The 22,430-nt window shown below is 39.4% G+C and carries 23 protein-coding genes and 1 pseudogene; 12 read left to right on the top strand and 12 right to left on the bottom strand.

Annotation, left to right across the window (positions count from 1 at the left end; all coding sequences use genetic code 11):
• Positions 1-40 precede the first annotated feature (40 nt).
• The 8 genes from EAL49_RS02235 (at position 41) to EAL49_RS02200 (ending at position 8,520) form a co-directional block, all read left to right on the top strand.
• Positions 41-727, top strand: coding sequence for an MqnA/MqnD/SBP family protein (locus EAL49_RS02235; protein WP_120828626.1), 687 nt, complete (start codon positions 41-43; stop codon positions 725-727).
• A gap of 71 nt (positions 728-798) precedes the next feature.
• The gene (pyrH, locus tag EAL49_RS02230; RefSeq protein ID WP_001148056.1) at positions 799-1,521 is read left to right on the top strand and encodes a UMP kinase; all 723 of its coding nucleotides are present in this window, start codon (positions 799-801) and stop codon (positions 1,519-1,521) included.
• 41 nt (positions 1,522-1,562) lie between these two features.
• Positions 1,563-1,787 carry a DNA-directed RNA polymerase subunit omega gene (locus EAL49_RS02225; RefSeq protein WP_000712204.1) on the top strand — a complete coding sequence of 75 codons (225 nt, stop codon included), beginning with the start codon at positions 1,563-1,565 and terminating at the stop codon, positions 1,785-1,787.
• Entirely contained in the window at positions 1,774-4,101 is a 2,328-nt protein-coding gene (locus tag EAL49_RS02220) for a RelA/SpoT family protein (RefSeq protein ID WP_120828622.1), read from the top strand. The genes EAL49_RS02225 and EAL49_RS02220 overlap by 14 nt, the downstream gene beginning before the upstream one ends.
• Before the next feature lie 23 nt (positions 4,102-4,124).
• Positions 4,125-5,333 (top strand): tyrosine--tRNA ligase, encoded by a 1,209-nt coding sequence (tyrS, locus tag EAL49_RS02215; RefSeq protein WP_120828620.1) that lies wholly within the window; start codon positions 4,125-4,127, stop codon positions 5,331-5,333.
• Positions 5,334-5,349: 16 nt separating this feature from the next.
• Positions 5,350-6,441 carry a decanoate oxidase/trans-2-decenoyl-[acyl-carrier protein] isomerase FabX gene (fabX, locus tag EAL49_RS02210; protein WP_000255243.1) on the top strand — a complete coding sequence of 364 codons (1,092 nt, stop codon included), beginning with the start codon at positions 5,350-5,352 and terminating at the stop codon, positions 6,439-6,441.
• Positions 6,442-6,447: 6 nt separating this feature from the next.
• Positions 6,448-7,764 (top strand): N-acetylmuramoyl-L-alanine amidase family protein, encoded by a 1,317-nt coding sequence (locus EAL49_RS02205; protein WP_120828618.1) that lies wholly within the window; start codon positions 6,448-6,450, stop codon positions 7,762-7,764.
• Positions 7,765-7,782: 18 nt separating this feature from the next.
• Positions 7,783-8,520, top strand: coding sequence for a hypothetical protein (locus EAL49_RS02200; RefSeq protein WP_015644458.1), 738 nt, complete (start codon positions 7,783-7,785; stop codon positions 8,518-8,520).
• A 53-nt stretch (positions 8,521-8,573) separates the two neighbouring features.
• On the opposite strand, the gene flhB is transcribed toward EAL49_RS02200, so the two are convergent.
• Together flhB and mobA are read right to left on the bottom strand one after the other, a co-directional pair.
• A complete protein-coding gene (gene flhB / locus EAL49_RS02195; RefSeq protein WP_120828616.1) occupies positions 8,574-9,650 on the bottom strand; it encodes a flagellar biosynthesis protein FlhB in 1,077 nt (358 codons plus the stop codon).
• On the bottom strand, positions 9,643-10,248 hold the full coding sequence (gene mobA, locus EAL49_RS02190; protein WP_120828614.1) for a molybdenum cofactor guanylyltransferase MobA: 606 nt from the start codon (positions 10,246-10,248) through the stop codon (positions 9,643-9,645). Before mobA ends, flhB begins: the two co-directional genes overlap by 8 nt.
• An 87-nt stretch (positions 10,249-10,335) precedes the next feature.
• Here mobA and moaA point away from each other — a divergent pair, with 87 nt between their 5' ends.
• Both moaA and EAL49_RS02180 read left to right on the top strand, forming a co-directional pair.
• Positions 10,336-11,301, top strand: coding sequence for a GTP 3',8-cyclase MoaA (moaA, locus tag EAL49_RS02185; protein ID WP_120828612.1), 966 nt, complete (start codon positions 10,336-10,338; stop codon positions 11,299-11,301).
• Positions 11,302-11,307: 6 nt separating this feature from the next.
• Positions 11,308-11,505: pseudogene (locus EAL49_RS02180) on the top strand (YkgJ family cysteine cluster protein); the annotation flags it as partial.
• A gap of 8 nt (positions 11,506-11,513) precedes the next feature.
• Here EAL49_RS02180 and ftsY read toward each other — a convergent pair.
• Together ftsY and EAL49_RS02170 are read right to left on the bottom strand one after the other, a co-directional pair.
• On the bottom strand, positions 11,514-12,395 hold the full coding sequence (gene ftsY / locus EAL49_RS02175; RefSeq protein ID WP_101006128.1) for a signal recognition particle-docking protein FtsY: 882 nt from the start codon (positions 12,393-12,395) through the stop codon (positions 11,514-11,516).
• A 6-nt stretch (positions 12,396-12,401) separates the two neighbouring features.
• Positions 12,402-12,959: a hypothetical protein gene (locus EAL49_RS02170; protein ID WP_120828611.1), complete on the bottom strand. Its 558-nt coding sequence runs from the start codon at positions 12,957-12,959 to the stop codon at positions 12,402-12,404.
• A 97-nt stretch (positions 12,960-13,056) separates the two neighbouring features.
• Between EAL49_RS02170 and EAL49_RS02165 the strand changes: the two genes are divergently transcribed.
• Entirely contained in the window at positions 13,057-13,731 is a 675-nt protein-coding gene (locus EAL49_RS02165) for a 5-formyltetrahydrofolate cyclo-ligase (RefSeq protein WP_120828609.1), read from the top strand.
• Positions 13,709-15,220, top strand: coding sequence for a ribonuclease Y (gene rny / locus EAL49_RS02160; protein WP_240461640.1), 1,512 nt, complete (start codon positions 13,709-13,711; stop codon positions 15,218-15,220). The genes EAL49_RS02165 and rny overlap by 23 nt, the downstream gene beginning before the upstream one ends.
• Here rny and EAL49_RS02155 read toward each other — a convergent pair whose 3' ends face one another.
• The 8 genes from EAL49_RS02155 to fliD all read right to left on the bottom strand — a co-directional run bounded on the left by EAL49_RS02155 (position 15,221) and on the right by fliD (position 22,420).
• Complete coding sequence (locus tag EAL49_RS02155; protein ID WP_240461639.1) at positions 15,221-16,537, bottom strand: MATE family efflux transporter; 1,317 nt, start codon at positions 16,535-16,537, stop codon at positions 15,221-15,223.
• Positions 16,537-17,850: a Na+/H+ antiporter family protein gene (locus EAL49_RS02150; protein WP_120828603.1), complete on the bottom strand. Its 1,314-nt coding sequence runs from the start codon at positions 17,848-17,850 to the stop codon at positions 16,537-16,539. Before EAL49_RS02150 ends, EAL49_RS02155 begins: the two co-directional genes overlap by 1 nt.
• A gap of 107 nt (positions 17,851-17,957) precedes the next feature.
• The gene (locus EAL49_RS02145) at positions 17,958-18,839 is read right to left on the bottom strand and encodes a carbon-nitrogen hydrolase (protein ID WP_120828601.1); all 882 of its coding nucleotides are present in this window, start codon (positions 18,837-18,839) and stop codon (positions 17,958-17,960) included.
• A 3-nt stretch (positions 18,840-18,842) separates the two neighbouring features.
• A complete protein-coding gene (locus EAL49_RS02140) occupies positions 18,843-18,989 on the bottom strand; it encodes a hypothetical protein (RefSeq protein WP_120828599.1) in 147 nt (48 codons plus the stop codon).
• Positions 18,955-19,662 carry a tRNA threonylcarbamoyladenosine dehydratase gene (locus EAL49_RS02135; RefSeq protein ID WP_162973082.1) on the bottom strand — a complete coding sequence of 236 codons (708 nt, stop codon included), beginning with the start codon at positions 19,660-19,662 and terminating at the stop codon, positions 18,955-18,957. Before EAL49_RS02135 ends, EAL49_RS02140 begins: the two co-directional genes overlap by 35 nt.
• A gap of 52 nt (positions 19,663-19,714) precedes the next feature.
• The gene (locus EAL49_RS02130; RefSeq protein ID WP_001087882.1) at positions 19,715-19,954 is read right to left on the bottom strand and encodes a hypothetical protein; all 240 of its coding nucleotides are present in this window, start codon (positions 19,952-19,954) and stop codon (positions 19,715-19,717) included.
• Positions 19,941-20,321, bottom strand: coding sequence for a flagellar export chaperone FliS (gene fliS, locus EAL49_RS02125; protein ID WP_001199081.1), 381 nt, complete (start codon positions 20,319-20,321; stop codon positions 19,941-19,943). Before fliS ends, EAL49_RS02130 begins: the two co-directional genes overlap by 14 nt.
• A gap of 41 nt (positions 20,322-20,362) precedes the next feature.
• On the bottom strand, positions 20,363-22,420 hold the full coding sequence (fliD, locus tag EAL49_RS02120) for a flagellar filament capping protein FliD (RefSeq protein WP_162973081.1): 2,058 nt from the start codon (positions 22,418-22,420) through the stop codon (positions 20,363-20,365).
• Positions 22,421-22,430 lie beyond the last annotated feature (10 nt).

The raw sequence follows: 22,430 nt of genomic DNA, 5'->3' as shown, positions 1-22,430 counted from the left end.
AGAAACTTTAGCTACCATGCGATACAAAAAAGGATTTTAAGTGCGTTTTGGTAAAATTGACTATTTGAACATGCTCCCTTTTGATGTGTTTATCAAATCCTACCCCACCCCTTGTCATTTCAAACAATTTTTACGGCTTAAAAAAACCTACCCCTCCAAACTCAATCAAAGTTTTTTATTCAGGCGTATTGATGCGGGCTTTATTTCTTCTATCGCTGGCCATCCATTCGCGCTTTATCCTTATTCTTTAGGCATTGTGGCTTATAAGGAAGTTTTGAGCGTGCTGGTTGTAAATCAAGAAAACGCTTTTGACAAAGAGAGCGCTTCTTCAAACGCCCTTTCTCAAGCGCTAGGGTTAAAAGGCGAAGTTTTAATCGGCAATAAAGCGCTGCAATTTTATTATTCTAACCCTAAAAAAGATTTTATAGATTTAGCCGCTCTTTGGTATGAAAAGAAACGCTTACCCTTTGTTTTTGGGCGTTTGTGCTACCATCAAAACAAGGATTTTTACAAGCGCTTGTCTTTAGCTTTCAAACACCAAAAAACAAAAATCCCTTACTACATCCTTAAAGAAGCCGCTTTAAAAACCAACTTAAAACGCCAAGACATTTTAAACTACTTGCAAAAAATTTACTACACTTTAGGCAAAAAGGAACAACTAGGCCTTAAAGCGTTCTATCGTGAATTGTTATTCAAACGCATTCAAAAACCCAAGCGTTTTAGTTAAAGGGTGTTTTTAAGCAAGATTAGGTTACAATCATAAGTTTTATTAAAGTTTTATTAATTTAAGAAGGGATCATGCAAGCAAAAATAAAAAACAAACGGGTTTTGGTGAAATTTTCTGGGGAAGCGTTAGCTGGGGACAACCAGTTTGGGATTGACATTCATGTGTTAGATCACATCGCTAAAGAGATCAAAAGCTTAGTGGAAAACGATATTGAAGTGGGTATTGTGATTGGTGGAGGCAATATCATTAGGGGGGTTAGCGCGGCTCAAGGGGGGATTATCAGGCGCACCAGTGGGGATTATATGGGCATGTTAGCCACCGTGATTAATGCGGTAGCCATGCAAGAAGCTTTAGAGCATATCGGCTTAGACACAAGGGTGCAGAGCGCGATTGAAATCAAAGAAATTTGTGAAAGTTACATTTACAGAAAAGCGATCAGGCATTTAGAAAAGGGTAGGGTGGTGATTTTTGGCGCAGGCACGGGAAACCCGTTTTTCACTACGGATACGGCGGCCACTTTAAGAGCGATTGAAATTGGATCGGATTTAATCATTAAAGCGACTAAAGTGGATGGTATTTATGACAAAGACCCTAACAAGTTTAAAGACGCTAAAAAATTAGACACTTTAAGCTATAACGATGCCTTGATAGGGGATATTGAAGTGATGGATGATACCGCTATTTCTTTAGCTAAAGACAATAAGCTCCCCATTGTGGTGTGTAACATGTTCAAAAAAGGGAATTTGTTGCAAGTGATCAAGCACCAACAAGGCGTATTTTCTATGGTAAAATAAGCCCTTTAACATTGGATAGAACTCAAAATAAAAGGATCAGTTTGAAAAAAGAGAGAACAGAGAGTTTAGTCGCTCAAGCCTTAAAAAATATTGGGAACGACCGCTACATGCTAGATAATTTAGTTTTCGTTCGGGTGAAGCAATTAAACGCCGGAGCCAAAACTTTAGTGAATATGGACCCTAAGCGTCATAAATTAGTGGATATTGCCATTAGAGAAATCGCTGAAGGGAAAATTGATATAGACAGGATAGATGAACGAAATTGATAAATCCGTTGATATCGGATTCTTACGGATTTTGGATGTTATCAAAAAAGTTACGACCCCAAAGGGCGGCATTGAAATCTTAAGGACTTTAATTGATTCCACGCCCAAGATTGAAAACGCCCTAAATTTAGCGACCAAAAGCCATAAGGGTCAATACAGAAAGAGCGGCGAGCCTTATATTGTCCATCCTATTTGCGTGGCGAGCGTGGTGGCGTTTTGTGGGGGCGATGAGGCGATGGTGTGCGCCGCGCTTTTGCATGATGTGGTAGAAGACACGCCTTGTGAGATTGAAACGATTGAGCGAGAATTTGGGCAAGATGTGGCTAATTTAGTGGATGCGCTCACTAAAATCACTGAAATCAGGAAAGAAGAGTTAGGCGTGAGCTCTCAAGATCCCAGAATGGTGGTTTCAGCCCTCACTTTTAGAAAGATCCTTATTAGCGCGATACAAGATCCAAGAGCCTTAGTGGTAAAGATTAGCGACAGGTTGCACAACATGCTCACCTTAGACGCCTTGCCTCATGACAAGCAGGTGCGTATTTCTAAAGAGACTTTAGCGGTGTATGCCCCCATAGCGAGCCGATTGGGCATGTCTTCAATCAAAAATGAATTAGAAGACAAGAGCTTTTATTATATTTATCCAGAAGAGTATAAAAATATCAAGGAATATTTACACAAAAACAAGCAGTCTTTACTTTTAAAACTCAACGCTTTTGCGAGCAAGTTAGAAAAAAAGCTTTTTGACAGCGGGTTTAGCCATTCGGATTTCAAACTCGTTACAAGGGTGAAGCGCCCTTATTCTATTTATCTTAAGATGCAACGAAAAGGTGCGGTTAATATTGATGAAATTTTGGACTTGTTAGCCATTAGGATTTTATTGAAAAACCCGATTGATTGCTACAAGGTTTTAGGGATTATCCATTTGAATTTCAAGCCCATTGTCTCTCGTTTTAAAGATTACATCGCTTTACCGAAAGAAAATGGCTACAAGACAATACACACGACGATTTTTGATGAATCTTCTGTTTATGAAGTGCAGATCCGCACCTTTGATATGCACATGGGGGCGGAGTATGGTAATTCAGCCCATTGGAAGTATAAAGCTGGGGGCGTGGATAATGAAGAACATCATGAGGGCATGCGGTGGTTGCAAAATTTTAAATACCATGACAGCGATCTAAAAAACGACCCTAAAGAATTTTACGAACTCGCTAAGAACGATTTGTATCGTGAAGATATTGTCGTTTTTTCGCCCCATGGGGACACTTACACTTTACCGGTGGGCGCGATCGCTTTAGATTTCGCTTACATGGTGCATAGCGATTTGGGCGATAAAGCCACGGACGCTTATATCAATAGTAAAAAAGCCTTACTCAATCAAGAATTAAGGAGTGGGGATGTGGTTAAAATCATTAAAGGCGATAAAATAATACCTCGTTTCATTTGGATGGATCAGCTTAAAACTTCTAAGGCTAAAAACCATTTGCGCATCCAAAGAAGAAACCGCTTGAAAGAAATTGACACTAAGAGCATGATCAATATCTTAGCGACTTTTTTTGGGCGCTCTGTTTTTGAAGATGCGGATTTGAAAGATTATAAAAACTTTGAAGAAAAATTAACGGATTGTGGGGTGGAGACCACCTTAACAGAAGCGATGAAAAGCTTTGAAAATTTAGCCAAGCTCACTGAAGAAATTGAAAATAAGGTGTTTTCTTTAAAAGAAGACGCGATTTTGGAATACCAAGAGATGAGTTTATGGACTCGAGGTTTGAGGTATTTGGGTTTTAAAACCAATGTTTTGAATTTTTTAACCCCCAACCGGCAATGGCAGTGTAAGGAATTAGAACATTTTAGCGTTTGTTCCAGCAACGCTTTAGAAATCAAACAGGTGTTGTTGAATGATTGTTGTTATCCTAAATATGGCGATGAAATCATTGCGATTGTAACGGATTTGAAAGATCCAAAGGCGGTTGCGCACCATAAATTTTGCAAAAAAGCGATAGCGGAAGTGGATGCTAAAGCGCCTATGGTTTATATAGAATGGCACAAGCGGGATCGAACGATTTATAAAATGATGTTTTATTTAGGCGAAAAAAAGTCGGTTTTAGCGGGTTTATTAACTTTTTTAAACAGGAATGAATGCAACATTGTGGGTGTGTCTTACTTGGGCTATAAAGACAAGTATTCTAGCCATTGCGAAGTGAGTTTTGAAATAGCCACAGATAAGGCGGATTGGATCAGAGCCTTAATCAATCGCAAATATCAGGATAGGATTGTAGAATTATCCAGTCTAGATGACGCTTATGAATCATAATAAGCCCTAATTAAGGAATAAACATGGAACAAAAAGTCAGTACCGCCTTAAAAGAGATCAAAAGAGGCGCTAATGAAATCATTGGGTTAGAATACATTGAAAAGCTGGTGAGAAAATATTACGAAACCAATGAACGCTTTATCGTTAAAGCCGGGTTTGATCCTACCGCTCCCGATTTGCATTTAGGGCATACGGTATTGATCCAAAAACTGGCTTTATTGCAACAATATGGGGCTAGGGTTAAGTTTTTGATTGGGGATTTTACCGCTATGATAGGCGATCCTACAGGGAAAAATGAAACGAGAAAACCCTTAAACCGGGAGCAAGTCTTAGAAAACGCTAAAACTTATGAAGAGCAAATCTATAAAATTTTAGATCAAAAACACACTGAAGTGTGCTTTAATTCCACTTGGCTTGACGCTTTAGGCGCAAAAGGCATGATAGAATTGTGCGCGAAGTTTTCAGTCGCTAGAATGCTAGAAAGGGACGATTTCACTAAACGCTATAAAGAAAACCGCCCCATTAGCATCGTGGAATTTTTATACCCTTTGTTGCAAGGCTATGATTCAGTGGCGATGGATGCGGATATTGAGCTTGGGGGCAATGATCAAAAGTTTAATTTGCTGGTGGGGCGCTTTTTGCAACGATCTTATGGCTTGAATAAAGAGCAATCTATTATTACCATGCCTTTATTAGAAGGGCTTGATGGGGTGCAAAAAATGAGTAAAAGCTTGGGGAATTATGTGGGGATCACTGAAGAGCCTAATGCGATGTTTGGGAAGATCATGAGCGTGAGCGATGATCTCATGTGGCGATACTACACCCTTTTGAGCGCTAAGACTTTAGAAGAAATTGAAGACTTAAAACATGGTATTTTAAATCAAACCTTGCACCCTAAAGCCGTTAAAGAGGATCTCGCTAGTGAAATCGTGGCTCGTTATTATGATAATGAACAAGCGATTAAGGCTAAAGATCAATTTTCTAAAGTGTTTAGCGCAAACCTTTTGCCCGAAATTTTATCAGAAAGCGATTTTGATGAGGGGGTTGGGATTTTAGATGTTTTAAAACAGATTGGCTTTTGCCCATCCACTTCACAAGCCAGGCGCGATATTCAAGGGGGAGGGGTAAAGATTAATCAAGAAGCGATAAAAGATGAGAGTTATCGTTTTGTTAAAGGAAATTATGTTATACAGCTTGGTAAGAAAAGATTTATGAAATTAAATATTAACTAATATTAAGGAAAGAGCTATGGTATCAACACTCAAACCGCTAAAAATCGGTAAGCACACCATAAAATTCCCTATCTTTCAAGGGGGAATGGGTGTGGGGATTAGCTGGGATGAACTAGCTGGAAATGTTGCCAAAGAAGGGGCTTTAGGAGTGATTTCAGCCGTAGGGACTGGTTATTATAAAAACATGCGTTTTGTAGAAAGGATTGTGGCTAAAAAACCCTTTGAAGCGTTGAATTTTTACTCCAAAAAAGCGTTGAATGAGATTTTTGCAAACGCTAGGAAGATTTGCGGGAACAACCCTTTAGGAGCGAATATTTTATACGCTATCAATGACTATGGCCGTGTTTTAAGGGACTCTTGTGAAGCAGGAGCGAATATCATTATTACAGGGGCTGGTTTGCCCACCAACATGCCTGAATTCGCTAAGGATTTTAGCGATGTGGCGCTCATCCCTATTATTTCTTCAGCGAAGGCTTTAAAAATCCTTTGTAAAAGATGGAGCGATCGCTATAAAAGAATCCCGGACGCTTTCATTGTGGAAGGGCCTTTGAGTGGGGGGCATCAGGGCTTTAAATACGAAGATTGTTTCAAAGAAGAATTCCGATTAGAAAACTTAGTGCCTAAAGTCGTGGAAGCTTCTAAGGAATGGGGGAATATCCCTATCATCGCTGCTGGGGGGATTTGGGATAGGAAGGATATAGACACCATGTTAAGCCTTGGAGCGAGTGGGGTGCAAATGGCGACTCGTTTTTTAGGCACGAAAGAATGCGACGCTAAAGCGTATGCCGATCTTTTGCCCACGCTCAAAAAAGAAGATATTTTACTCATTAAATCGCCTGTAGGCTATCCGGCTAGGGCTATTAATACGGGGGTGATCAAGCGTATTGAAGAGGGTAACGCACCTAAAATCGCATGCGTGAGCAATTGTGTAGCGCCTTGTAACAGGGGTGAAGAGGCTAAAAAAGTGGGCTATTGTATCGCTGATGGCTTGGGGCGCAGTTATTTAGGAAACAGAGAAGAGGGGCTTTATTTTACCGGGGCTAATGGCTATAGAGTGGATAAGATTATCAGCGTGCATGAATTGATTAAAGAGCTTACAGAGGGTTAATTTGTAGTGCTTGTGAGGTTAGGGGTTGTTGCATGTCTTTTTTGGTTGCATTTTGCTTATGCTACAACCCTTAAAATTATCAACATTGTGCCTTTTGGCTCTAGCAGTGTTAAAATTCTGTTCAATCAAGAAGTTAAAAAATTCAAAGAAGTTTCGCTCAAAAATTTCAAGAGCTATTTGGAATTAGAAGCCGTTTTAACCATTCCTAAAAAGCATTACCAATTTTCTAAACAATCGTCCATCACGATCGCGCAATTCAGCCCTAAATTAGCACGAGTGGTCATTGGCTACGCTCCTAAGATGACTTATGAGATTAAGATTTTTAAAGACAAGCTCTATATTTCTATCGTGGAGAAAAAGCCCTTAATTAGGCATCAAATGGCACCAAACCCCCCCAAACACCATGCGTTAAAACACCAGACACCTAAACCCACCCCTAAGCCCATTAAAAAAGAGGCTAAAAAGTCTAAAGAGACCAAAGAAAAAACGCCCATTAAGCATGCACATTCAAAACATGCGCACTCTCCATTGAACGAAAGGAGTGCTAAAAAAGAAATTCCTAAAAAAGAAGCAGAAAATGAGAGTAAGAACCAAGTTTTTATAGCAGAAAAAAATGACGCTTTCATCAAAACCAAGCGCAAAAAACATAAAAAGATCGTTTTAGACGCCGGGCATGGGGGGAAAGATTGCGGGGCGATGAGCGCGAATTTAGTGTGTGAAAAAGACATTGTTTTAGAAGTGGTGAAGTTTTTGCATAAAGAGCTTAAAAAAAGAGGCTATAGCGTTTTATTGACAAGGGATAAGGACATTTATATTGATTTGGTGGGGCGCACGGAATTAGCCAATAGAAAAAGCGCGGATTTATTCATCTCAGTGCATGCCAATTCCATCCCCAAGCGCTCCACCTCTAACGCTCATGGCATAGAAACTTATTTTTTATCCACCGCAAGGAGCGAAAGGGCTAGGAAAGTGGCTGAGCAAGAAAATAAAGACGATGTGAATTTGATGGATTATTTTTCTAAAAGTTTGCTTTTAAATTCATTAAACACGCAGCGATTGATTGTCTCTAACAAACTGGCGATTGATGTGCAATACGGCATGCTCCAAAGTATCCGCAAAAATTACCCTGATGTGGTGGATGGGGGCGTGAGAGAGGGGCCTTTTTGGGTGTTGGCCGGGGCTTTAATGCCTTCAATCTTAATAGAAATTGGTTATAATTCCCATGCGATAGAATCTAGGCGCATCCAAAGCAAACCGTATCAAAAAATCTTGGCTAAGGGCATTGCTGATGGCATTGATAGTTTCTTCAGCAAGAATGATTAGGCAATGATTAGGTTATAGATGAATTTTTATCAAAAAATATACACGCATAAGGTCGTTTTTTCTTCATTGTTTTTTTTGTTGTTTTTGTTCAATGTGGAAACTTTATTGCTTTCGCATTTCAGCGATGATTTTTCGCAATTGTTTTTTTTGTTTGAAAACCATGTTTATGATTTCATTGTCAAATTAGATTACTTGGGGTTAATAGGCGTTTCTTTAATTTATCTGCTTGTGCTTATTCTAAAGCCTTTCACCCTCACGCGCCAAAAATGCGCTTGCGTAGGGATATTATGCCTTTCCTTCTACGCTTGGAATTTTCCTGTTAAAGATTCTTTAATGGCGCTTTATCTTTTCTATTTTGCACTGTTAGCGACTTTATTGTGGCGTTTTTTAGGGGCTAGCATGAAGCAATCTTTCTTGCCCTCTATGAATATTTGCATCGTGTGGGTTTTTGCTTCTTCTTTACAGAGTTTTAGATTTTTAAGCGTGTCTGATTGCGTGGATTTTTCCCTTTTTACACTCGCTCTTATTTTGTTGATACTGGTTTTAATCTATCACAAACGCCTTTTTGGGTTGTATGAATACGCTAACACGCTTATTTTGATTGTGGGGCTTAGCGTGGTGGTGCTATGCTCTAGCATGTTCATTCAAACTAAAGAATACTATGGCATGCGATTGGGTTTTTACTTTTTAGGCTTGTTAGGGTGGCTTTTAGAATACATCCATAACACTTTAAGGCGTTTGGAACATCAAATTTAAAGCTCTCATTAATTGAGTGTCTTTTTAGGGCTTAAAAGCGGGTTTAAAAAATCTTAAAGAGGTTTAATGATCTTTTGTTTTTGGCGTTCTTGCTCTAATTTAGCCACTTGAGCAAAGACTATCGCCACGGCTTCAAACAATTCTTCTGGTATGGCAGCGTTTAATTTCACGTCTCTATAAAGCTCTCTAGCGAGCGTTTTGTTTTCTATAATTTCTATGTCATGCTCTCTAGCGATGCCCTTAATCCTAATGGCTAAATAATCCGTGCCTTTAGCCACTACCACAGGCACAGGGTGTTCTTCATCAAATTGAAGAGCGACGGCGTAATGGGTAGGGTTAGTAACCACGACATTGGCTTTAGGGATTTCTTGCATCATTTTATTCGTGGCGTTTTTTACCATCATTTGGCGGATTTTGGCTTTGATTTCTGGGTTCCCTTCTTGCTGTTTGTATTCGTCTTTAACTTCTTGTTTAGTCATTTTTAAAGAGTTGGTGTATTGGCGGCGTTTGATCGCTAAATCCACAAAAGCCAAGACAAAAAATAAAAATAAAAGCGAAGAAATGAGTAATAACGCCTTGCTTTTAAACCACAACAACTGGCCTTGCAAATTCAAAAGAGCCGCATGGTTTAATTCCCCTAAAAACAAGGAAAAGATGAAAAACCCCAGAAAAAAAGCTAAAAAAACTTTTAAAGTGATCAAACTCCCATCAAGGAGCTTTTTTAAAGAAAAAAGGTTTTTGACGCCATTGATAGGGTTGATTTTAGAAAATTTAGGCTCAATGACTTTAGGGGCAAAGAGCCAGCCAAATTGCAAGACATTGGATAAAAACGCCACCACCATTAAAATGATTAAAATCGGTAAAAGCAATAAAAAAGTGTCTTTAGCCAGTTGGTTAAACAGCTCTTGAACGCTTTCTTTACTAAAATCTAGGGAAAAATCTTTCAACACATGGCGATACATCTCGCTAAAGCCATCCACCCACCATATGAAAAAAACAAAAATACTCATTAGCCCGGCCAATAACCCTAAAAACCCCACCACTTCCATGCTTTTAGGCACATTGCCTTCTTCTCTGGCTTTTTGGATTTTTTTTGCGCTAGGGAGTTCGGTCTTTTCTTCTTCAGCCATTGGCCCTCTCTTTTAAAATTTGAACGGCTAATTCATAGTCTTTTAGGGTGTTGAGGTTTAAAAATTCTTCTTCTTTGTCAAAATGGATAGCGACTGAAGAGGCGTTTTTGATAAGATTGCTAAGGCGATAATTTTGCGTTTTAAGAGCGTAACTAAGGGCGTTAAGGGTATTTTGATGCCACAGAGAAATCAAATAATGCTCTTTTGTAGGGCTTTTAGCATAGACTACGCTAAAATTTTTAATTTCACAAAGAGTTTTAATGCTTTCAAAGGACACTAAAGGCGTATCTATAGGGATAAAAAAAATATAAGGGGTTTGCAGCGTTAAAAAAGCGTTATGAATGCCAAAAAGGGGTGAAAAAAGATCGTTCTCTCTTTCTAAAAGATAGGGAGCGTTTAATTCATACGATTTTTTAGCGCTGATAATGACTTTTTTGAAAAGTTTTAAAAGGCGCGAGTATTGGTATTCTAAAAGGCTAGGATACGATTTTAAAGGCATGAGAGCCTTATTGATTTGAATATTATTGATGATAAAACGAGAGCTTTTGCCCCCAGCTAATAAAACGCAAGGAATGTTATCAATGATAGGGTTTTTCAAAAGATCTATCCATGTTTAATGTTGTTAAGTCATTGTTTTATTATGTTACACTAAAAGCTTAAATAAAGGGCATAAGGGATAAAGGGAGTGTTAGTAGATAGTTTTAATAGGGTTATTGATTATATTAGGGTTTCTGTAACCAAACAATGCAATTTCAGGTGTCAGTATTGCATGCCTGCTACGCCATTAGATTTTTTTGATGATGAAGAATTATTGCCTTTGGATAATGTTTTAGAATTTCTTAAAATCGCCATTGATGAAGGCGTTAAAAAGATTAGGATCACTGGCGGAGAGCCATTGTTACGCAAGGGTTTAGATGAGTTTATCGCTAAACTACACGCTTACAATGAAGAAGTGGCGTTAGTTTTAAGCACTAATGGTTTTTTACTCAAAAAAATGGCTAAGGATTTAAAAAATGCCGGGTTATCACGGGTGAATGTTTCATTAGATTCTTTAAAAAGCGATAGGGTTTTAAAAATCTCTCAAAAAGACGCTCTTAAAAACACGCTAGAAGGGATTGAAGAGTCCTTAAAAGTGGGTTTAAAACTCAAATTAAACACGGTTGTGATGAAAGGCGTTAATGATGATGAAATCTTAGAGCTTTTAGAATACGCAAAAAACAGGCATATACAAATCCGCTACATTGAATTTATGGAAAATACGCATGCTAAAAGTTTGGTTAAAGGCTTGAAAGAGCGAGAAATTTTAGATTTGATCGCTCAAAAATACAAAATAATGGAGACAGAAAAACCCAAACAAGGGTCTTCTAAAATCTACACGCTAGAAAATGGCTATCAATTTGGCATTATCGCTCCGCATAGCGATGACTTTTGCCAATCTTGTAATCGTATCCGTTTGGCTTCTGATGGCAAGATTTGCCCATGTTTATACTATCAAGACGCCATAGACGCTAAAGAGGCGATCATCAATAAGGATACAAAAATGATGAAAAGGCTTTTAAAACAATCTGTCATCAATAAACCAGAAAAAAACATGTGGAATGATAAAAACAGCGAAACTCCCACAAGGGCGTTTTACTACACAGGGGGGTAGGGGAGTAAATTTTTGGATTCAGAAACCAATCTGTGCAAGATTTATGAATCGCACCCGTTAATTTGCAGGGTTGATGAAGTGCACAAAAAGCTTTATTCTCATATCCCACTGAAGGAGTTTTATGCCAAAAACGCAGAGGTTTGTAACGCTTTGCAAGAAACAAACCACATGGATATAAGTTTTAGGGTTATTATTAATCAATAATTTTTAATTTATTGTTCCACAAACACCGCATCAACCAAGTCTTCTATAAAGCGTTCTTCATCAAAAGCGATCAAATCGTCTTCTTTTTCGCCCATTCCTAAATAAAGAATGGGTAATTTCAGCTCATACAGCACGCTTAAAATCGCTCCGCCTTTAGAAGTGCCATCAAGCTTAGTCATAATCACGCCATCTAACGCCAAAGTCTCATGGAAAATTTTGGCTTGCGTTAGCCCAGAACTCCCTTGCGTGCCGTCTAAAATAAGGAATTTATAAAAGGGGGCGTCTTTTAAAACTTTAGAGCAGGTGCGCGCGATTTTAGAAAGCTCGTTTTTAAGATTGGTCTGGTTGTGTAGCCTCCCGGCGGTGTCTATAAAAACTTCATCTATATTTTTAGCGATCGCGCTTTCTATGGTGTTATAAGCTAGAGAGCTTGGATCGCTCCCTTCTTTAGCGCTAATGACTTGAATGTTAAGCTTTTCACCCCACAATTGGAGCTGTTTGACTGCGGCCGCTCTAAAGGTATCGCCTGCCCCTAAAAGCGTTTTTTTATGCTGTTTTAAAGAGAGCTTGGCTAATTTAGCGATCGTTGTGGTTTTACCCGCCCCATTAACCCCCACGATTAAGTGCACTAAGGGTTTTGTGGTGATAGTTTTTAGGCGGGTTTTATCATAATAGCTTTCCCCACGCACAAAACGCAATAAAGCGACTTCTAATTGCTTGGGCGTAACCAAATCGCCTAAATGCTGTAACAAGCTCTCTATCAAATCGTATTGGATGTCAAAGCCAATCAAAATTTCTTCTAATTCCTCCTTAGAAACGCTTTGGCGTTTTTCTTCTTTAGCCTCTTCACCCTTAATTTTATTGACAATTTTTTTGAAAAAATTAAACATAATTTTTTAATCCTTTAAGTGGGAAATATCAAATTGGAGCATTTCTATTGGCACGATCCCTTGATATATTTTAATCAATTGATGTTTGTCATATAAGAGCATGTTAAAGGAATGGTTTAAAGCGTTATGGTTTAAATGATCAAAAAGAGCGGTATCTTTAGGGTTTAAAATCATCAAATCAGCTTGAAAGGGTGCAATAAAGTCTTTGATTGCATCGCTTGAATAGGGTTGATTGAGTAAAATAAGCACCCTCAAACGATCTTTAAAAGTTTTTTTTAAGATGTTAAAGGTGGGAGCGTAATTTTTTAAAAAATCGTCTAAAGCACTTAAAACTAATAGAGTAGGGGTGTTGGAATCCGGGCTGATGTTTAGAGAATCTAAATCGCCTGTAATCGTGTATTCTTGGTTATTTAGATCCATAGCGGTGTAGGTTTTAGGGCTATCTTGTTGGGTGGTATTGTTTTGAGAATCTTGAGGTTTTTGAGAATTTTTACAAGCGCTAAAACCTAACAAAACGATCAAAACCAGCGCGATAAAACGCAAAAAATAAGCCTTAATTCTCATTATAAACACATCCTTAGGAATAATAAAATGGTAACTAATAACCTAAAATTATACTATAATGTAAGTCTAAAATTTAAGGATTATAACCATTAAAACGATTTTTAGAGATTTTTGTAAAGAACGCTTGAAAAGGGCTAAACCAACCAAAGATAAAGCAGTTAGGGATAAACTGGCTTGCAAGCTTTTATTTTGGAAACTCAAAGATTATCAAAATATTTTATTGTATAGCCCGTTAGGGCATGAGCTTGACATTAGGCCTTTGATTTTGAAGTTAAGACAAAAAAATAAGCGCGTGTGGTTGCCTAAAAGCATCAAAAAAGGCGCTCATTTTTCTAAAGAGGGCTTTACTATCGCACCCTTTAGGTTGCCCTTAAGGCGTTTAGGGTGGTTTGATGAGCCGAGTTTGTCGCGCTGTTATAAGCAGGAATTAGATTGTATTGTCGTGCCGATTTTAGGAATGGATACAAGCTTTAGGCGCGTGGGTTTTGGGCTAGGCATGTATGATAGGAGTTTGCCCCAATTATTCAAAAAGCAACTAAAACGCCCCTTGATCGTGTTTGTGAGTAGGGAGTTAGCGCTGGCTAATGGTGTTCTCACAAACGCCTATGACATTGAAGCGGATCTTTACATGAATGCTCGTATCGTTATGAAGAATAATAAGAGGAAACATTATGAGCAGCGGGTTAATTTACATTTCATTAGAAGTCTTGGTAGCGTGTTTGATTACCGCTCTAGTCATGTATTATGTGATGAAAAAGATCTATTACGCTAGAGGGCAAGCCACTTTAAAAAGCGCTTCAGCTAAAGCCAAATTAATGGAGTTTCAAGCGAAATCTTTTGTTGAAGCTGAAGAGATGCGCATGAAAAGCCAAGAATGCAAATTGCAACAGCAATATGAAAACAAGAACTTGCAACTCCAAACCCATTTTGACAAAAAAGAAGCGCATTTGAAACATTTAGAAGCACAGCACAAAGAATTTGTAAGAGATGAAAAACGCTATTTAGAAAAGGAAAAAAAAGAGCTTGAAAAAGAACGCCAGATTTTAGAACAAGAGAGGGAAAATTTCAAAAAACAGCGCGCTGTTTGTAAAGAAGCTCAAGCCAAAGCGCTAGACGCGATGCTCAATTACATGGCTTATACCAAAGATGAAATTAAAAACATGATTTTAGAGCAATTAGAAGAAGAATTAGAAGCCCAAAAAAGCGCGTTAATCAGGCGTTATGAAAAAGAAGCCAAAGAAGAGGGCAAGAAAAAATCGTATGCCATTTTAGCGGAAGCGACAGCCCGTTTTGCGGGTAATTATGCGACAGAGAATTTAACAACTCGTATCGCTTTGCCTTGCTCAGATTATATTGGTCGTGTGATAGGCAAAGACGGGAAAAATATTGAAGCGTTTAAAAAAGTCAGCGGGGTGGATATAGAATTTAGCGAAGACAGCAGCGAATTGTGTTTGTCCAGTTTCAATCTTTATCGGCGTGAAGTGGCGAGCGAGACGCTTAAAATTTTAATAGAAGACGGCCGTATCCAGCCTAACAGGATTGAAGAGGTTTATCACAGAGTCGCGCGCAACCTGGAAAAAGAATTGCTTTCTGAAGGGGAGAGCGTGGTGCTAGAATTAGAGCTTGGGGCTATGGAAGATGAGCTTAAAATTTTAATAGGCAAAATGCGTTATCGTTCTAGTTTTGGGCAAAACGCCCTACAGCACTCTAAAGAAGTCGCTCTTTTAGCCGGCTTGATTGCAGAGCAGCTTGGGGGGGATAAAAAGCTCGCCAGAAGAGCCGGTATTTTGCATGATATTGGTAAAGCGCTCACCCAAGAGCTTGGGAGAGATCATGTGAATTTAGGCGTTGAGGTGTGCAAGCGCCATAAAGAAGACCCGGTTGTGATCAATGCGATTTACGCCCACCATGGGCATGAAGAGATTTTGAGCGTGGAGTGCGCGAGCGTGTGCGCGGCTGATGCACTTTCTGCAGGGCGTCCTGGGGCTAGGAGAAAGAGCGATGAAGAATACGCTAAACGCATGCAAGCTTTAGAAGAGATCGCACTAGAATTTGATGGGGTGGAAAAAGCGTATGCGATGGAGAGCGGGCGAGAATTAAGAGTGATTGTCAAATCCAACCAAGTTAGGGACAATCAAGTGCCTATTATTGCCAGAAAGATCGCTAAAAAGATAGAAGAGAGCGCTCAGTATGTGGGCGAAGTGGGCGTGCAAGTGGTGCGAGAAAGCCGTTTCAAAACGACCGCTACGCTCAAGCAATAATCAAGCCTTTTTCCCGCACCTTTTCCATATGCCTTTAGAAAAAACTTTATAATAGATGAATGAGCGCAAAAAAGTTTCTGATGCGATCACCACAAAAATAAATTCCACCTTAAAATGATGAATTAAAAGCAAGTAAATGGGTATGATCCTTAACCCCCATAAGCTTAGGGTGTTAATGTATAGTGAGACTTTAGAAATGCCAGCCCCTCTAAAAACTCCATCTAGCACAAAATACCCAATTAAGGGGGCTTGAGAGAGACCCACAGCGATCAGATAAGATCGCGCCACTTCCAAAACTTCTTCATCTTGAGAAAAAAGGCTCGCGAATTCTTTAGCGAATAAGACTAAAACAATCCCTAAAACCCCCATTAAACCCATAGAGATTTTTAAAATCAAATGCACGTATTCTGTGGCGATCTTTGGCTTGTTCGCTCCTAAATTTTGCCCTGTTAAAACCATCGCTGCGATCATAAACCCAAATCCGGGCATGAACGAAAAGGTTTCAACCCTAATGCCTATTTGCATGCCCGCTAACACTTTATCCCCATAGCTCGCTACAAATTTGGATAAGAGGATTAAAGAAAATAAGCTCAATAAGCGCTCAAACCCGGCCGGCCAACCCACTCTAAACATGGTTTTTAAAAAAGAAAAATGAAAGGTTATTTTGAATTTTAAAGGGATTTTTTTGATTTGTATCCAAACGCCAAGCGCGAGTAATTCCCAATAAGAGACAACCACATTCGCTAAAGCCGAGCCAACAATACCCATTTCTTTAAAACCAAAATCCCCAAAAATCAAGGCTTGATTCAAAAAAATGCATGCGATGACCATGATGATTTTAACAATAAAGGGGGTTAGGGTGTCTGAAAAACTAGCGAGCGCTGAAACTAAAACATTTTTTAAAAAAATACTCGGTAGCGCGATAACTAAGACTTCTAAATAATCTTGCGTCAATTGGCGCGAAGGATCTTGTAATTGCATCCAATTTAAAAAAGGCTCAATCAAAAAATAAGAAACAAACAGCACGCCCAAACAGATCACAAACGCCCCTATAAAAATACTTGAAAAAGCGTGATTGATTTGAGCAAAGTCCCTAGCCCCCACAAGCCTAGAAAGAATGGCGTTAGTGCCGGTGTATAAAATCGTATTGATGCCATAAAAAAGCATCAAAAATTGCAAGCCCACCCCTAAAGCCACAATGTGATGGTGCGAAATCTTACCCACAAAAAAAACCGAGAGTGCGACCACCAACACATCTAAAAAAGCATTAACCCCAGAGGGTAAGGCTAAAGAAAAAATTTTCTTAACTTGATAGATTAGCCTAATAGTAACGCTCCAAGAACTCCAAAAACAATCAAAGGGAGGTTATAGACTAAAAAAGTCGGCACGCATGTGTCATAGATATGATTGTGTTGGTTGTCTGCGTTAAGCCCGCAAGTGGGCCCCATGGTGCTATCGCTAGCCGGTGAGCCTGCATCGCCTAAAGCTGCGGCTATGCCGATGAGTAAAATTGTAGATTCTATGCTAAAACCTAATTTCGCGCATAAAGGGACATAAAACACAGCGATGATAGGGATAGTGCCAAAAGAAGTCCCTATCCCCATAGTGATAAACAGCCCTACAACAAGCATTAAAAAAGCCCCTAAAAACTTCCCTTGGATTATGCTTGTGATCGCATTCACTAAGCCATCTATCGCATGCACTTTTTGCAACACTTCTCCAAACCCGCTAGCCACTAACATCACAAAAGCGATAAACGCCATCATTTTCACGCTATCATCCATTAAAGAGTCTGTTTCTTTAAACTTAATACCACGCCCTAGTAAGATGATCGCTAACGCTAAAAAGGCGGCTAAGGGCATCGAATCGGTGGCTAATTGGATCACAAACGCCACGATAATCCCTATAAAAGTCAAGTAGTCATGGTAGTTTAATTGAAGCGAGGCGTAATTTTCTATATCAAAAGATTTTTCCTTGTAGTGCCTGGGTTTTTTGTATAGCGTTAATACAGCGGCAAGCAACCCAACAACCATCGCTAACCCCGCTATCCACATCACTCCTGTGATTTGTGCTATGGTGGTGCTAACGCCATTAGCTTTTAATTGCTCTAAAATGGTGGTTTGAAAAATCAATCCAAACCCTACAGGAAGCACCAAGTAGGGGGCTTGCAAGCCAAAGGTTAAAGCGCAAGCGACCGCTCTTCTATCCAATTCTAGCCGGTTCATTAAATGCAAAAGAGGGGGGATTAAAATAGGGATAAAAGCGATATGCACTGGCACTAAATTTTGCGAAAAGCATGCGATGAAAGCGATCAAAAAGCAAAAAGTGGATCGTTTGTAATCCATTAAGCCTATCAGCTTACTCAAAGCGACTTTAATGAGGTTGCTTTTAGCGATCGCTACCGCTAAAGCCCCTAAAAGGATGTAGCTTAAGGCGATGTTTAAATTGCCTTTCATGCCGTCTATCATCACATTAAAACTCTCTGTGATTCCAAGCCCTCCCATAAGCCCTGCTATGAGAGTCGCGCTAATCATAGAAAGCATGACATTGAGTCTTAAAAGGCTAAGAACGCACATGCAAATGATAGCCACAAAGGCGGGATTGCTCCATATAGAGCTATTTTCTAGCATTTTTGCTCCTTGTTAAAATGAAAATACCGCGCAAAAATGATAGAATTTTTGCGCTTGTTTAGCGCAAAAAACCGCATCCACCATGTCAATCCTTTCTAAAATAATCTCTAATCCCCATAGCGTTTCAACAAATCGTTATAAAAATCAATGCGCCTGTCTCTTAAAAACGGCCACATTCGGCGCACTTCTTCGGTGCGTTCTAAATCAATTTCCGCATACAAAATCTCTTCTTTATCGCTCGCTTTAGCTAAAAACTCGCCCAAAGCCCCCACCACAAAACTAGAGCCAAAAAAAGTAATGCCTCCCTTAATCGCGCCACTAGGATCTAACTCCACGCCCACTCTGTTAGTCGCAATCAAAGGCAAGCCATTAGCGATCGCATGCCCTCTTTGGATCGTCTCCCATGCGTTTTGCTGACGCTTTTTTTCTTCGTTAGAATCTTCTTCTAAAAACCCTATCGCACTAGGATAGATTAAAATTTCTGCCCCTTTTAAAGCCATAATCCTTGCTGCTTCAGGATACCACTGATCCCAGCACACCATAAGCCCTAATTTCCCCACGCTTGTAACAATAGGCTCAAAGCCCAAATCCCCCGGCGTGAAATAAAATTTTTCATAAAACCCTGGGTCATCAGGAATGTGCATTTTGCGATACACTCCAGCGATTGATCCATCTTTTTCAAACACAACCGCGCTATTGTGATACAACCCTTTAGCGCGCTTTTCAAACAAAGAAGCGACAAGCACCACTTGAAATTTTTGAGCTAAAGCGCTAAAAAAAGCCTTATCTTCTTCAAAATATTCGCCCAAATCGAAAAATTTAGGGTTTTCGCTCTGGCAAAAATAACTATAAGGGTTTAATTCTTGCAACACCACTAAATTGGTCTTAGGGTGTTTTTTTAGCGCTTGTTCAAGCAAGTTCGCTGTATGCTCTATGGTTTTTTTTCTAGAGCCGCAATAAGCATGCTGGAGGACGCCTGCATAAATCATTTTTCACTCTTCTTCATAATCAGAGTTATAGTCTTCATAATCGTCATCATCATAGACATTCTTATAATCCACATACTCTTCATCTTCTTCTTCAAAGCCCTCTAGTTCTTCTTCTTCAAAATCTTCCAATTCGTCTTCGTAATCTTTCATTCCACTGCCTTTCGTTGTTGATAATGTCTTGCACGACTTCACTCGCTATTTGCAAACCAAAACTCGCTGTAACCGCATTAAAACTCCCAAGCTCTATGCAATGCGGAACTTCAGGGCTAAAAACCACTTTAAAATCCCCTTTAAAACGGCATTTTTTTAAAAAATCTCTAAATTTACGCCCAAATTTATCGCCATAGCTTTCCCACACGCTCCTTACTTGGATGTGTTTAGGGTTCAAGCGTTTCGCACTCCCCATAGAGCTGATAAACTTCCCGTAAGCGAAATTTTGACACTTTATCGCCAAGCTTGTTTTAATAGGCAAATCGTCCATGCAATCTAAAATGTAATCATAATCTCTAAAATTAAATGAATTTAAAAACGCTTCATCTATACGCAAATTCAAAGCTTGAATGCCCTTATAGAGATCTTGCAACACCAACACTTTAGATTCTCCTATCCTTTCTGATCCAATCTGGCGGTTTTGATTGGTAACATCAAACACGTCCTTATCAATAATAGTGATTTGCCCTATCCCCACACGATACAAAGCGTCTAGTGCAAAGCCTCCAACGCCCCCCACGCCACAGATTAAAACCCTTTGTCGGCGGATTCTTTCAAAATTATTTTTAAACAACCACCTTATGCGCGTGAATCTATCTATGGGTTCAGACAATCTTTAGCCTTCAATAAAAATAGTGGTTTTATTGTATCGTAGTTTAAAAAATCTAAGACAAAAATTTCTGAATCTTCCTAGCCTTATGCATTTGTGATTGCAGTTCTTCTTTTTCTTTTTCTAATAGTTCAATGCTTTGGGCTATCATTTCCTTAAGGCTTAAAAGCGTGTCTAAATCTAAGCTTTTTATTTGCTCTAAAGAAAGGCGCTCTATCAATGAAAAGGCAAGTTTAGAATCTTTTTTAATGAGAGCGATTTTAAAGGAATCTAATAACGCATTAGGCGAGTTCATCTGAATGGATTTCCCTCCAAGCTTCTAACAACCCCCTAGCCACATTCAACACCAAATCAATCTTACTCGCATCATTTTCCACATTGGCCTGCGTTAAAACTTTGATTTGATGGGTGTATAAGCCTGTGAGATACACCGCCACTTCCCCCCCTTTTTCATAATCTAAAATATTCAACAATTCCGTGAAAATATCCGTAACCCTGTTAATATAATAAATCTTTTTTTCAATGTCTTCATTTTCAATACAGCGTTTGGCTTGCGAAGAAAATCTTAAAATCCCTTCATAAAGCATTTCAATGAGTTTTGCCGGGGATTCCACACTCACTCGGTTATGCTGGTAGGCTTGGTAAGCGTTAGCGTATTGCATAATGTTCCTTTATCCTTTAAAATTGATAACTCTCTGTTTTTTTAATTCTTTTTAGCCGCCGCTTGATCGATCATCATTTGCACGGAATTGAATTTTTGATTGGCTTTAGAAATTTGGCTGTCATAAGCCGCAAAACGCTCCGCCATGATGTTGTAGCGGGTTTTTAAAAGCTCTTGAGCGTTTTCTTTGTCTTTGGTCAGGCTTTTAGCGTCTCTGTCTAGGGAATCTTCATAAATCTTTAATTTAGCGTTCCCTCCATCTATGAGATTAGCGATAACTTGATTGAATTTAGAAAAAATGCCCTCTTGGTGGATTTCTCTGCCCCCCATATCCTTGCTATCGCTCCCATAGAAAAAATCTTGAGTCGCTTTAGGGTTAGAATTTAAGGCACTTGATAATTTAGCTTCATCCAAACTCATCACGCCTTTATCGTCTAAACTAAGCCCGTATTTCATCAAGCTTTCTACCCCATTATCCGTATGCACGCTATAAGAAAACACGTTATTAAGAGAAGATCGGATTGTGCGAATATCGCCCACGCCGTTAAAAATCCCAGCGATTTTGGTGTCAGCGTCATAGCGCGTGTCTTCATCCAGTTTAGGGATAAGCTCATTATAGGCTTTGACAAATTCTTTAAGGCTGTCTATAATGGCTTGATTGTCCCTGCTCACGCTAATAATGGCGGGTTTATTAGGCTCTGTGGTTTGCTCTAAAGTGATATTAACCCCGTTAATCACATCATTGACCTCATTAGTGGGGCGTGTGATGCTCACCCCATTATAAGTGAATTCTGAATCGCTCGCTTTTTGTAAATTCTTAGACATAAAAAGCGTGTTTTGTGAAGCTTCATAAGATTGCATTATGCCAGCGCTCAAACCCAAATCCTTCAAACTAGCCTTGCCTAAAGTGTCCTCGCCCTTAATCGTTAGCATTCCGGTTTTAGAATTGATCACAAGCTTGCCTTCGGCGTTCTTAAACGCACTCAAGCCTTCTTTAGCGTTGATCGCTTGAATGATAGCGTCTGTATTTTCTTCGCTGGTGTTACCCTCTTTGGTTAAGGCTTTTAAATCCAGTTTTTGGCCATTCAAGCTAATTACCCCTTCTAATTTACCCTCTTTTATGGTGCGAGCGCTTTTTAACAAATCGCTTTCTTGGGTGGCGGTTTGCAAAAACCCAAGCTCTTTAGCCTTACTCCCTTTAATTTCAATGTTTCCCCCACGCCTGTCATTAATGATTAAAGATTCCCCCCCATGAAGAGTGTCTATGGAAATATCCCCATTAGCGATCAAGTCTTTAAAATTAGGGTCATTTTCTAAAGCCTGCTCCATCGCTTTTTGGATCGCTGTGTTTTTTTGTTTGATAGAAGCGCTTTCAGGGAGCTCTAGCACAATGGGGACTTCATGCATGTTCCCATCAGCCCCCTTTAAATTCAAACTCAATTCACTCTTTCCGCTTCCATCAAGTCCCAAAGAAAGGGCGTTTTTGTTGGTGAGCGTGGATTGGAGATGTGAGCCAAAATAGACTCGGTTGTCTTCGCCGGTGTTTTTAGTGTTCACCATTAATTGATAGGGGTCATTCCCTCCTGTTTTCATCACAATGCCCATCACTTCGCCATTGGTAGCGTCCGTGATGCTTTGAGCCACATCGCCTAAAGTCATTCCTGCTTTAATATCAACGGCGTAGTCCTTGTTTTGCGTGTAAAATTTGAGCGTGGTATCCACTTGGCTAAAAATATCATCTCTTGAAGAAAATTTCGCCCCTAATTCATTAATATCGCCTTGCGCTAAATTTTGCACATCCACTTTAATATCTTGAATAGGCACGCCAGCCCCCACGCTCGCACTCAACGCATCGCCTGTAACATTGCTTTTTCGGCTGATATAAGTGGAATAATCTGAAAGCGTTTTAACCGGGCCTTTTAGAGCTGAAAGGAGCGTTTTAATTTCTACAAGGGCTTTTTGCTTTTCAACATTTTGCTCCATTTTCTTGTCTAAGGGTGCGATTAACGCTTTTTCATCAGCGTCCTTAAGCTTGTCAATCACATCGTAATTCAAAACCTTACTGCCAAGCCCTAATGAGCTTAATGAACCTATTGCCATGTTTTACCTC

Origin of the sequence: Helicobacter pylori (assembly GCF_003637665.1) — a bacterium.
GTDB lineage: Bacteria > Campylobacterota > Campylobacteria > Campylobacterales > Helicobacteraceae > Helicobacter > Helicobacter pylori_CK.
Note: the sequence above shows the minus strand (reverse complement) of the source record. Positions and strands in the feature narration are given on the sequence as shown.